This is a genomic window from Pseudoalteromonas sp. APC 3250 (genome assembly GCF_030407915.1).
Taxonomy (GTDB): domain Bacteria; phylum Pseudomonadota; class Gammaproteobacteria; order Enterobacterales; family Alteromonadaceae; genus Pseudoalteromonas; species Pseudoalteromonas tetraodonis.
This window is the reverse complement of record NZ_JASDCM010000004.1, coordinates 159642-172321: the sequence shown is the minus strand read 5'-3', so window position 1 is coordinate 172321 and position 12680 is coordinate 159642. Positions and strand designations below refer to the sequence as shown.

9 protein-coding genes are annotated in these 12680 nt (G+C 39.4%); 8 read left to right on the top strand and 1 reads right to left on the bottom strand.

Features of this window, described 5'->3' with window-relative positions; genetic code table 11:
• Positions 1–32: 32 nt before the first annotated feature.
• From QL986_RS06265 to QL986_RS06255, 3 genes are all read left to right on the top strand, one after another.
• Complete coding sequence (locus QL986_RS06265) at positions 33–461, top strand: Lrp/AsnC family transcriptional regulator (RefSeq protein ID WP_013463231.1); 429 nt, start codon at positions 33–35, stop codon at positions 459–461.
• Between the two features lie 256 nt (positions 462–717).
• A complete protein-coding gene (locus QL986_RS06260; protein WP_008112502.1) occupies positions 718–1092 on the top strand; it encodes a hypothetical protein in 375 nt (124 codons plus the stop codon).
• Positions 1093–1241: 149 nt separating this feature from the next.
• A complete protein-coding gene (locus QL986_RS06255; protein ID WP_036954845.1) occupies positions 1242–2267 on the top strand; it encodes a GGDEF domain-containing protein in 1026 nt (341 codons plus the stop codon).
• 1 nt (position 2268) lies between these two features.
• On the opposite strand, the gene QL986_RS06250 is transcribed toward QL986_RS06255, so the two are convergent.
• Positions 2269–3192, bottom strand: a complete 924-nt coding sequence (locus QL986_RS06250) for a hypothetical protein (protein ID WP_058155990.1) — start codon at positions 3190–3192, stop codon at positions 2269–2271.
• Positions 3193–3577: 385 nt separating this feature from the next.
• Here QL986_RS06250 and QL986_RS06245 point away from each other — a divergent pair, with 385 nt between their 5' ends.
• The 5 genes from QL986_RS06245 to QL986_RS06225 are packed head-to-tail and all read left to right on the top strand — an operon-like array spanning position 3578 to position 12675.
• Positions 3578–3880: an isoamylase early set domain-containing protein gene (locus tag QL986_RS06245; RefSeq protein ID WP_013463235.1), complete on the top strand. Its 303-nt coding sequence runs from the start codon at positions 3578–3580 to the stop codon at positions 3878–3880.
• Positions 3881–3889: 9 nt separating this feature from the next.
• Positions 3890–5878: a 4-alpha-glucanotransferase gene (gene malQ, locus QL986_RS06240; protein WP_290191333.1), complete on the top strand. Its 1989-nt coding sequence runs from the start codon at positions 3890–3892 to the stop codon at positions 5876–5878.
• Complete coding sequence (gene glgB / locus QL986_RS06235; protein WP_290191332.1) at positions 5879–8101, top strand: 1,4-alpha-glucan branching protein GlgB; 2223 nt, start codon at positions 5879–5881, stop codon at positions 8099–8101.
• Positions 8094–10157 (top strand): glycogen debranching protein GlgX, encoded by a 2064-nt coding sequence (gene glgX / locus QL986_RS06230; protein ID WP_290191371.1) that lies wholly within the window; start codon positions 8094–8096, stop codon positions 10155–10157. Before glgB ends, glgX begins: the two co-directional genes overlap by 8 nt.
• Positions 10150–12675, top strand: a complete 2526-nt coding sequence (locus QL986_RS06225) for a glycogen/starch/alpha-glucan phosphorylase (protein WP_024600882.1) — start codon at positions 10150–10152, stop codon at positions 12673–12675. Before glgX ends, QL986_RS06225 begins: the two co-directional genes overlap by 8 nt.
• The last annotated feature ends 5 nt before the right edge of the window (positions 12676–12680 follow it).

Here is a 12680-nt window from a genome sequence, read left to right as displayed (position 1 = left end):
TAATAGTCAAATTAACGAATTTAATTAGCATTATGATAACTCCCCAAGATGAAAAACTACTCTCAGTATTAAAAACGAACGCCCGCGCTAGCATTTCTGATCTTGCAAGGCATTTGAGTTTATCTCGTTCAACGGTGCAAAGCCGAATGCTAAAATTAGAGCAAAGTGGGATCATTAAGGGTTATAGCGTTGACTTTGGAGATGACTTTTTAAATAGCTTGGTCTCTGCGCATGTTTCAATAAAAGTAAAACAGAAGCTAACAACAAAAACTAATATTGAATTAAAGCAAATTGATGCGATTTCTCAGTTGTATGCAATCAGTGGAGAGTTTGATTTAATTGCTATTGTAGAAGCACAGAACCTTGAGCAGTTAAGCCACTTGCTGGATGATATTGGTAACTTAGATGGGGTAGAGCGTACCCGTTCATCGGTTATTTTAGAGACTAAATTTAAGCGTTAATTCGATTTGTTTAGTACATTAAGTGAGCATTAATTATTTGCATTTAAGCTAACTTGACTGTAGTCTACTTGATATTAGGAACAAGGAATGTTTTTAACCAAATCGATAGGCTTATTGCCCTGCATTTGTTGCAATCTTCCAGTACTTAAAAAATCTCATCAATACAGTTATTAATCTTATTAGCATTGGCTAATAAGGTGTGAGTGAAATAGGACGTTTTTGGCACCACTGGGCTAAGACTTTACAAGGAAATGTTATGAAATACACAACAATGGCTGCTGTGGCATTATTAATAGGTGGCTCATATTTAAGTGCAAAAGCGACTTTATTTGACCCTGCACAGAGCATAACGGTTGAAACTTACAGCGATATATTCTTCAAATTAGAATCCTCTCCTGTCAGCATTAATGAAATTATTACCGGGGCGAGTCAATTTGCCGATAGCTTGTGTGATGAAAGCATCTACCAAGAAGTAATTGGCGAATCGGTAAACTCATGTAAGCAAAAATTCAAACAATCTCAAGCACAATGTGCTGAGTTTATAATAAAAAATAACGAGCCTATGTACACTGATAAAGTGGCAATAACACAGCTCTCTGAGAAGTTTATTAATTGCATGACCAATAGCTAAAATAGCGCTTACAGTTCTTAATCTATTAAATATGCGGCTCCTAAACTGGATGAGCATTGATGCTTTAATTTTTATTTAGCATATTCCACTGCGTGGTCTATGCTAAATTTTATTAATGCTCAAACGCCCAGTTTGCTTTAGGGAGTACAATGCAAGAAAATTTACTGAATTCAGTCATCAAAATAACAAAAAATAGAGATGTAGATTCTCTTGAATATAGTTTGATATCGACCATCCAAGAATTTATAGGCTGTAAAGAAGTCTCAGTTTATAAAGATATAGAAGTTCAAGGCCAACTGACTATTGAGCAAAGTCTTTGCTTAAAAGTGACGGGTGAAAAGCAATTCGAGTGGGTACAACGACAAATTGTTGCACAGCCTGAGGATGAACTTCTATCGTGTTTACGTTCTGCCTGTATTATTACTGTTCAGTCTGCCGATGGAATTGAACGCCGTTGGCTCCCCATTACCCGCCAAGAAAAAACAGTTGCTGCCATTTCTGTGGTTTCAAAAAGTTTAGATAGTTCGGCTCAAGTGATGCTAAATGCTTTTTGCCGCATATTTGAAAACTATTTAGTGATACTCCATGAAAACGAAAGAGACAAATTAACGGGCCTGTTAAATAGACAGACCTTTGAGAAAAAAATAAAACAGCTAATTGAAAAACAAGTATTAAAAATGCACGGCTCATCCCGAGATAAGGATAAAAGGCAACAAAAGCAGACATCAACATCTTGGCTGGCTATTTTAGATATTGATCATTTTAAAAATATAAATGATCAATACGGTCATATCTGTGGAGATGAAGTGTTACTCGTATTAGCGCAAAAAATGCGTCACTTTTTTCGCTCAACAGATTTAATTTTTCGTTTTGGTGGGGAAGAATTCGTGATTGTTTTTGAGCCCACAGATGCTGACTCAATCAGTAATAAAATGGCTGAATTTATACAGCTCATTAGAGATACATCGTTTCCTTTTGTTGAAAATATGACGATCAGTGCTGGTTTAGCGCGTATTAGTCCTTATGATTTTCCAATTGCAGTGTTAGAAAGCGCAGATAAAGCGCTTTATTATGCAAAAAATAATGGCCGAGATAAATTTTGTATCTATGAAGATTTACTTGCCGAGAACTTAATAAGTGTACAAGTTAATTCCTCAGAAATAGATTTATTTTAAACTACTGCGGCTGAGGATGGCTTCGCTGCACTTTCACTTTGGTTACTTGGTCGAGCTTTATAAAATAAACATTGCCGCCAATGCCTTTAAACTCCTCATCGGTAAAGGCGATGGTATTGTCATCATAAAAGGTGATTGCCTCTTTTTGGGTTACAATACCTAAGTCAATTTTAAATACATCGCCAGAGAAAAACTTATCGCCTTTAAAGTTTTCAAACAGCCAAATACTGGTTGAATCTAATAATGCGAGCTTTTTTCTATCTGGGCTAAGTGCTGCGGATGTGATCCAGCAAAGCTTTTCCATGGTGGTGCACGTTTTAAATGAATCTATCAGCTGGGCATCAAAATTCGCTGCATGGTCGCCTACTTTGTAAACGTTAGTAATTCCATCGAATGGCTCTGTGCGATTTTTAGTAAACAAGTATAAATGTCGACCAAAAGCCACAAACGCTTCTAAGTCATAATTACGTTGATCAGGTTGTATTGGGCTGCCATCTAATTCTGGGTAGGTAAACTTTATAATTTCAGCTTCTGTTGTATTGGTTTTTATATCTATGGGGTTTTCTATTTTATAAATTGTTAGCCATTTACGATCATTTTTATTATTACCAAAGTCGCCTAAAAAGAAATGACCAAACTTATTTTGCGTCATATCTTCCCAGTCTATATTTTTTGCATTCGTGACGAGTACTTCTTTTGCAATTGAACCATCGTCATTGAGCCTATAAAGCTTAGGCTCGTCGCCACTATCGTTAATAGCCCAAAGCCGTTTATGTTTATCAAACTCAATGCCTGAAATTTCTTTTAGTTTTGGGTCTACAGAGACTACCTTTTTACTATATAGTGTATAAATTGAACTGCCTACAACAGCCGTAATGATGCTAAAGACGATAACAGAAGTAATAAGGATGCTTTTTTTCAACATTGTATTTAAGTGTTCATCGGGTTGGCTGAGTAGATAGTTATTATCGCTGATGATGTTGTTAAGCTAAAGGTTTTTATAGTTTTAATGTAGTTATAAAAATTAATAAGTATGTGTATAAGGACAAAAGCAAATTAATTAGTTGTTATGGTGTAGTTGGTTTAAAAGTTGCTCAGTTGCAGTGCTTACTTAAAAATCAGTTTTAATGGTTAAAATTGCACCAAACCAGTGCGGTAAAATAAATAACGCACTGTAATAATGCGTAAATAAAGTTTTGATTAACTTTAAAGCTGTTTTTATGTGAATGAATGGATTCCACATCGCCTTTTTAAGCTGTTTGGCCTGTGGCAAAGATGAATAACCCTTTTTGGTTTAGTTGGAGCCTATTATGTTGAATAAACGCTTTTTTAAAACAAAAAATGAAGCAGAAGTAACCTTTGAATTTTCTCACCCAGATGCAGATGATGTCTGTTTACTTGGAGAATTTAATGATTGGCAGCCGGTGCCAATGAAGCACAACAAAAAGCTTGGCGTATTTAAATGCAAGCAACGTCTTCCCGTTGATAAAGAGTTTCATTTTCGCTATTTAATAAATGGTAAACAGTGGGATAACGATCATCAGGCTGATGGGTATATTGCTAATAATTTTGGTACAGAAAATAGTATAGTAAATACACAACGCATTAATTAAGGTCGCTGAATGGACGCACTATCGCAATTGTTTTATTTGCATGGTATTGGTTACGAATACACTAAGTATACGGGTGAACACGTTATATTTAGCGAAGACACCCGTAAATCTGCTTTGCACTGCTGTGGCGTTGACACACGTGATACGGCGCAAATAACCCAGTTAAATTATCAATTGGATGCGGCTACATGGTTAACACTCGCACCTGCTGTTAGCATAATAGATCAGGCTAGTAATGTGCTAAAGGTGCGTGTTAATGAAGCTGATACGCATCACAAAATTACATTAACTGTGGCAGCATTAAATATAAAGCTGCAATTTGAACACATTGCTCAGTATGCAGCATTAGGTGAGTACTTTGTAAATGGGTGTCGTTATATAGAAATAGCGCTACCACTGACGCATTTACCAACCGGCTATTATGATGCGTTATTAACGATGGGTGAGCAATCTGCTAAAACACAAATTTGGTCGACCCCTGAGCAAGCCTACCAAATAGCGGATAAAAAACGCTTTGGCTTATCAATTCAGTTATATACATTAAAAAATAAAGCCGGACTCGGGATTGGCGATTTTAGTGATTTACTTGAGTTGGCAACCTTATGTGCAAAGCAAAATATGGACTATATTTTACTTAACCCATTGCACTTATTGTTTGCAGATAACCCTGAGTGCGCCAGCCCCTACAACCCAAACAATCGTGCCTTACTCAATCCGCTATATATCGCAATTAATTTATCGCCAGACAGCTTTAACAATCCGGATTTAACTAAGTTGTTATCTGCTAATACCTCAAGTAAATACAGCGACCAAGGTGTAGCCTTTATTGATTATAAAACGGTTACTGAGTGTAAATATGCTGCTTTTAAGCTGCTTTTTAAGCATTTTCAACAACAGGGCAGTCAAGCACGGCAAAACGAATTTAGTGCGTTTTGTAAACAGTACAGTGATGTACTGGCTCTGTTAGAAACCACAGAACCCACATTTGAATATTACCTCCAATGGCAAGCACACAGCCAACTTACGCAATGCCAACAGCATTGTATTGACCAAGGGATGGCGATTGGTTTAATTAATGATTTAGCGGTGGGCTGTGCTAATGAGGGCACTGAATTTAAATATCAGCAGGGATTATTTAGTCAAGATGCAACCCTTGGTGCACCACCAGATCCTTGGGCACCTAACGGCCAAAATTGGGGGCTGCCAGCAATAAACCCGCAGCGCCTTGCTGACAATAACTATCAGTTTTATCGCTCACTTATACGCGCCAATATGGATGCTGTAGGCGGGTTACGAATCGACCATGTAATGGCGATTAGGCGTTTGTGGTGGTGTTTCATAAACAATAATACCCAAGATGGCTGTTATGTGTACTACCCATTTGAGCATTTATTAGCAATTTTAAAAATTGAATCTCATCTTAATCAGGCCATAGTAATAGGCGAAGATTTAGGGGTTGTACCACCGGAGGTAAAAGAGGCACTGGTTGATAGTGGCATTTTCTCAAACAGCTTATTTTATTTTGAAAAACAACAAAATGATGAATTTGTAAATAGCGATGATCTTAGCGATCAATGCCTGCTAATGATAGCCAATCATGATGTACCGCCATTTGTGGGCTGGTGGCAGCATAGCGATTTAAAAATTAAACAGCAGTATGGGCTGATTGATACTGATGAGTATCAGCAGTTAGTTCAGCAGCGAGAGCAAGAGCAACACCGGTTATTACGCTTTTTAAATCCACAAAACACTTCCTTTTCACTTAACACGGATGCTTTTGACGTTTATAGCGCTTTGGCTGTATGTTTAGCTAAATCGCCGTCTCGTTTATTTGCATTACAGCTTGATGATTTAGACAAGCAACACTACCCAGTCAATATTCCTGGCACCGATAAAGAGTATCCTAATTGGCGACGGGTACTCACACATACATGCGACGATATTTTTAAAGATAATGCTGCTCTTTTGGCTGCAATACATTCAATAAGGAATGCGTAAATGGGCAGTACTAAAAATAGGGTATCAACGCAATTAGTTGATTATGACGCACAGGTAAACGCATTAACTGCAGGGCGATTTAAAGACCCGTTTAGTTTTTTAGGCGCGCACAACACCCAAAGTGGCACTGAAATACGCGTGTATTTGCCAGCGGCATTACGCGTCGAACTGTTAATTGATGGTCAAGTTATTAGCGCGTTACGCTATAAACACAGTGATTTATTTATCGCTGAGTTATCAAGCATGCCTAGCAGTGTTTACCAATGCCAGGTTAGTTATGAAAATAGCGATGTTACATTTTATGATGAATACAGCTTCAGCAGTACATTGGATGAACAGGCTATGTACTTGTTTAACGAAGGTAGCCTTGAGCATGCTTATACTCACCTAGGTGCGCAATTTACTACACAACAAGGGGTAGATGGTGTTCGTTTTTGTGTGTGGGCGCCTAATGCCGCCAGTGTATCGGTTATTGGTGAGTTTAATTTTTGGCAAGCGAATCGCCATTTTATGCGATTTCATCCGGCAAGTGGGGTATGGGAATTATTTATCCCGGGTTTAAGTGCAGACATGTGCTATAAATTTGCTATTACTACGCTCAGTGGCGAGGTTTTAGATAAAGCCGATCCTTTTGCATTTAAAATGCAGCAAGCACCGGGCACTGCCAGTATATTACAGTACAAACCAGCGCCTATTTTACTAAGTGAACAAGCGATTATAAATCGCCAAAAGCGTAATCATATTGATGCGGCTATCAGTATTTATGAAGTGCACTTAGGCTCTTGGCAACGCGCTGAGCATAACCGTTACTTAAGCTACACCGAGCTTGCAGATAAGCTTGTAGGCTACGTGATTGAAATGGGGTTCACGCATTTACAACTTATGCCGATCAGTGAATACCCGTTTGATGGCTCTTGGGGTTATCAGCCAGTAGGGCTGTTTGCACCTACGAGCCGCTTTGGTGATTACAACAGCTTTAAATACTTAGTTGAGCAATGTCATAAAGCTAACATAGGCATATTACTTGATTGGGTTCCTGGGCACTTTCCAAGTGACCCACATGGCTTACATTGCTTTGATGGCACCCATTTATACGAACACGCTGATATGCGCCAAGGGTTTCATCCTGATTGGAACACCTATATTTATAATTATGACCGCCCTGAAGTAAAAAGCTTTTTAATTTCTAATGCGATGTATTGGCTTAGCCAATTTGGCATAGACGGACTGCGTGTAGATGCGGTGGCGTCAATGCTTTACCTTGATTACAGTCGTAAAGAAGGACAGTGGGTAGCTAATTGTTATGGCGGTCGAGAAAACTTAGGGGCAATAGAGTGCCTAAAACAAGTGAACTTACGCAGTTATAAAAATAACCCCGGCATTATGATGGTTGCCGAAGAGTCAACGGCTTGGCCTGGGGTCACGCAAAGTGTTGAACACAATGGCTTAGGTTTTGGTTATAAATGGAATATGGGCTGGATGAATGACAGCTTAGATTATATGCAGCAAGATCCGTTATTTAGAAAATATCACCATCATAAAATGACATTTTCTATGGTGTATGCATTTAGTGAAAATTATATTTTACCGCTCAGTCATGATGAAGTGGTGCATGGCAAGGGATCACTACTAAACAAAATGCCCGGTGATGATTGGCAGCAGTTTGCAAACTTACGTGCTTATTATGCGTTTATGTGGGCACATCCAGGCAAAAAATTACTGTTTATGGGCGCCGAAATAGCACAGCGTAAAGAGTGGGATCATGACCATTCACTAGACTGGCACTTGCTTGAGCATCAAAGCCATCAAGGGATTCAGCATACGGTTAAACGTCTTAATCAAGTGTATCAAGCGCATCCATCTTTATATGAGCTCGATAGCTGTGCAACGGGCTTTTCATGGATAGATAATAATAACAGCCAGCAGAGTATGTTTAGTTTTATTCGTTATGCTAAAAATGCTGACCACTTTATGGTTATTGTCGCTAACTTTACACCAACGGCTTATCAACACTACACCTTAGGTGTGCCAGCGAAGGGCACATATAAAGTGGTATTAAATACCGATGAGGTCTGCTTTTTTGGCTCAGGTTATCGTGTCACAGAGGATAAAAACCAGTTTATCCATTCAGTCGTTCAGCCAAGTCATGGGTTTGATCACAGTATTACAGTTAATATTGGCGGCTTAACTACACTTTACTTAGAAAAGGTGAATGATGAGTAATTGCTTTGAGGTTACTCAGGGTGCGCCTTTGCCACTGGGTTCGAGTGTACAAAACCAAGGCGTTAACTTTGCCTTGTATGCCCCTAATGCAAGCCAAGCTTTTGTGTGCTTATTTGATAAAAGTGGTCATACAGAAATATTAAAAATAGCCATGAATATTAATGAAGGCGGCGTATGGAGCATTCACATAGCCCCATTAAGCACAGGCGCATTGTATGGCTTTAGGGTTGATGGCGAATACAGCCCAGAAAAAGGCATGTTGTTTAATGAGCATAAATTACTGATTGATCCGTATGCAAAAGACTTGTTTAACGAATTTACTTGGAGCGAACGTCATTACGGGCAAATGCCCATTGGCACTAAAAGCGTGGTTAATAATGCGATAGATATGCCTAAATCAAAAGTGACTGCGCCGGTTGCTTATTCAAATAATAAGCCACAGCATAGTTGGGCCAATACCGTTATTTATGAGTGCCATGTTAAAGGTGCTACCTGTCGCCATCCTGATATCCCTAAAGCGCTAAAAGGGACATTTTTAGGTTTGAGTCATCCTAGTTTTATTGAGCATTTAAAAAGTTTAGGGGTAACGGCTATTGAGCTTTTGCCTGTGCATGCTTTTATAAGCGAACAGTTTTTAACCGCTAAAGGACTGCAAAATTACTGGGGCTATAATAGTCTTAATTTTTTTACTCCTCATAAAGACTATTTGGTTAATGACGATATAAACGAATTTAAACAAATGGTGAGTGAGTTACATCGCGCCAATATTGAAGTTATTTTGGATGTGGTATACAACCACACCGCAGAGGGAGGAAATGATGGCCCTATTTTATCTCTGCGAGGGCTCGACAACCTAACATATTATCGCACCATTGAGGGGCAACCCAATGTTTATATTAATGATACAGGGTGTGGCAATACGTTAAATATCGATCACCCTAAAACCTTACAATTGGTACTCGACAGCTTACGTTACTGGGTTGAAGTTATGGGCGTTGATGGCTTTCGGTTTGATTTAGCCACCATTTTAGCGCGTTCAAATACGGGCTTTAGTGCGTCTCACACCTTTTTACAAGCAATTGCCCAAGATCCTGTGTTAAATAAAGTTAAACTGATCAGTGAGCCGTGGGATATAGGCCCTGGTGGTTATCAGCTTGGTGCATTTCCTTCACCTTGGCGAGAGTGGAACGATCAATATCGTGATGTGATTAAACGCTTTTGGCAAAGTGAAAAAGGCATTATTAGTGATGTCGCAAAGCGTTTACATGGCTCGTTTGATATTTTTGAACACAGTAACCGAGGCCCGCTAAATAGCATTAACTTTATTACCAGCCACGATGGGTTTACGTTAGCCGACTTAGTCAGTTATGAGCAAAAACATAACCAGGCCAATGGTGAAAACAACCAAGATGGCCATAGCGCTAATTATTCGTTTAACTGCGGGGTTGAGGGATTTACCAGCGACCCAGAAGTAATGAGTTTGCGCTTACAACAACAAAAAAACTTTCTACTCACCTTATTACTCTCCAAAGGCGTGCCAATGATAGCCGCTGGCAGTGAGATGGCGCACTCGCAAGGCGGTAATAATAACGCTTACTGTCAAAATAATCGCACCAGCTGGCTTGCCTGGAAAGACTCACAACTGAATCATTCATTGATTCAGTTTATTGATGATGCGCTAAAAATCAGGCGTGGTCACAGTGCATTTAAACACAGTGTGTTTTTGGATGATATTGATGAGCGCTTCACCGTTAAGTGGTTTACCGAGCAAGGTAAAAAAATGGATGAAACACATTGGCATGAAGATACACGGCAATTTTTAATGTATAGCTTACTTGATAAGCAAAATAAGCATGCGTTATTAATTATTCTTAATGCTAGTAAACAGCCTGTGGTCTGCCAATTACCACAATCGCCCATTATCGCGCCATGGACGTTAGTATTATCAAGTGTAAATAACGCATCATCTGTTATTCAAGAAGATGCAACCGTAAATATTTCAGCACAAAGTAGTTGGGTTTTTAGTGCCAATTTAGAAGGCGATGATTATGACTAAGCAAGACGAGCAAGTGTGTGTAGTAAAAGGCTGGCAAGCAGGCCCAGTGATAGACGAAAGTACTTTAAGTGATGATTTAACACGGCACTTTTATTACACCTTAGGGCGTGATGTGGTGGGCGAGTCACAGCTGTATTTGTATCATGCATTAGCACTGACGATCAGAGACCGATTAGTGGCACGCTGCAGGGAAACCAATCAACAAATAAAACAACAAAAACGCCGTAAAACAGCCTATTTATCGTTAGAGTTTTTAATGGGCAGAGCGCTGGGTAATGCAGTATTAAATCTAGATTTAGAATCACAAGTTACAAAGGCACTGCAAGCTTACTGTACTGAGCTTGAAAGTGTGGAACAAGCTGAGCATGATGCCGGTTTAGGCAATGGCGGCTTAGGGCGACTAGCGGCTTGTTTTTTAGATAGCTGTGCCAGTTTAGCGCTGCCAGTGGTCGGTTACGGTATTCGTTATGAATATGGTATGTTTAATCAGTCAATAAAAGAAGGTAATCAGGTTGAGCAACCAGATAACTGGTTACGAGAAGGTCATCCTTGGGAATTGAGCGCACCGGAGCAAGCTAAACGAGTTAAGTTTTCTGGTTATGTACAAAGCTACACCGATAAATTTGGCCGTGAGCATCGCCAATGGATCAGTTCTCAAGATGTATTAGCAGTGCCTTATGATGTACCTATTCCGGGCTATAAAAATAATATTGTTAATACCCTTAGACTTTGGAAGTCTGAAGCAACGGACGAATTTAATTTAACAGAATTTAATGCCGGAAGTTATTCTGAAGCAGTAGCACAAAAAAATCTCGCTGAGCAAATAACCATGGTGTTGTACCCTAACGACAGCAGTGAAAATGGTAAAGAGCTGAGATTACGTCAACAATACTTTTTATCATCGGCAAGTATTCAAGATGTACTTACACAATGGATTGAACAATACGGTAATGATTTTACTGAATTTGCTCAGCATCATGTGTTTCAGCTTAACGATACCCACCCAAGTATTGCGGTTGCCGAGCTGATGCGAATTTTAGTTGATGACCATGAACTGGATTGGGATCAGGCATGGAATATCACCACCAAAACCATGGCTTACACAAATCATACCTTACTACCAGAGGCATTAGAGAAGTGGTCGGTATCGTTATTTGCTAAATTATTACCGCGTATTTTAGAGATTATTTATGAAATTAATGCCCGCTTTTTAGCCGAGGTGGCCATGCATTGGCCAGGTGATGTGCAAAAACAACGGGATTTATCATTAATTGAAGAAGGGGGCGAGCCGCAAATACGTATGGCCTTTTTAGCCATTGTCGGCAGTTACTCTGTCAATGGTGTGGCAGCGCTACATACGCAGTTATTAACCGCGGGTTTGTTTAAAGATTTTTACGCGTTATGGCCTGATAAATTTAACAACAAAACCAATGGTGTTACTCCACGGCGCTGGCTTGCATACTGCAATCCGAGTTTAAGCCAGATCATTAGCGAAAAAATAGGCAAAGACTGGATAGGTGATTTTGCACAAATTGGCCAATTACGTCGTTACTACGATGACCCGCAGTTTCATATAAAGTGGCAGCAAGCAAAACAGCAAAACAAACAACGCTTAGTTGATTTAGTAAAACAAAGATGTGGCGTAGAGTTTGATATTAACATGCTATTTGATGTGCAGGTAAAACGTATTCACGAATATAAGCGCCAGTTACTTAACATTTTACACGTTATTCATTTATATGACCGCATACGCCGTGGCGACACACAAGGCATGGTGCCTCGTTGCGTTTTATTAGGTGGTAAAGCAGCACCGGGTTACATGATGGCTAAAAAAATCATTAAACTCATTAATAATGTTGCTGAGGTGATCAATAAAGACCCACAGGTATCTGCTTTTCTAAGAGTCGCGTTTTTACCTAATTATAATGTCACCGCCATGGAAACCATTTGCCCTGCAACGGACTTATCGGAGCAAGTATCAACCGCGGGCAAAGAGGCCTCAGGTACCGGCAACATGAAGTTTATGATGAATGGCGCGCTAACAATAGGCACCCTAGATGGCGCTAATATCGAAATACGTGACGCTGTTGGGGCTGAGAATTTTTTCTTATTTGGCGCACAAGCTGAGCACATTGACGACATAAAAGCACATTATAACCCCAGTGAAATAATTGCGAATAACCCTGATTTGAATAGTGTGATGCACTTACTCGAAAGTGGCCATTTCAATCTATTTGAACCTGGCTTATTTGACGATGTGATTAATGGCATTAAAAGTAACAACGATCCTTGGTTAACCGCCCATGACTTTGCCAGCTATATAGCTGCGCAACGTGATGTTGATAAAGCCTATGCAGATCAAACCTACTGGACTCAAATGAGTATTTTAAATACTGCCGCCAGTGGCTCATTTTCTAGTGACAGAACAATTAGTCAATATTGTGATGATATATGGCATTTAACTCCACTAGATACCACACACCAAACAGTAAAAACAAACACTGATACTAACAGCTGACACTA

Excerpts from the sequence above, each read along its gene's own strand:
- glgB (WP_290191332.1), top strand. The coding sequence starts at position 5,879 with ATGGGCAGTACTAAAAATAGGGTATCAACGCAATTAGTTGATTATGAC.
- QL986_RS06255 (WP_036954845.1), top strand. The coding sequence starts at position 1,242 with ATGCAAGAAAATTTACTGAATTCAGTCATCAAAATAACAAAAAATAGA.
- QL986_RS06225 (WP_024600882.1), top strand. The coding sequence starts at position 10,150 with ATGACTAAGCAAGACGAGCAAGTGTGTGTAGTAAAAGGCTGGCAAGCA.
- glgX (WP_290191371.1), top strand. The coding sequence starts at position 8,094 with ATGAGTAATTGCTTTGAGGTTACTCAGGGTGCGCCTTTGCCACTGGGT.
- QL986_RS06245 (WP_013463235.1), top strand. The coding sequence starts at position 3,578 with ATGTTGAATAAACGCTTTTTTAAAACAAAAAATGAAGCAGAAGTAACC.
- QL986_RS06250 (WP_058155990.1), bottom strand. The coding sequence starts at position 3,192 with ATGTTGAAAAAAAGCATCCTTATTACTTCTGTTATCGTCTTTAGCATC.
- malQ (WP_290191333.1), top strand. The coding sequence starts at position 3,890 with ATGGACGCACTATCGCAATTGTTTTATTTGCATGGTATTGGTTACGAA.
- QL986_RS06260 (WP_008112502.1), top strand. The coding sequence starts at position 718 with ATGAAATACACAACAATGGCTGCTGTGGCATTATTAATAGGTGGCTCA.
- QL986_RS06265 (WP_013463231.1), top strand. The coding sequence starts at position 33 with ATGATAACTCCCCAAGATGAAAAACTACTCTCAGTATTAAAAACGAAC.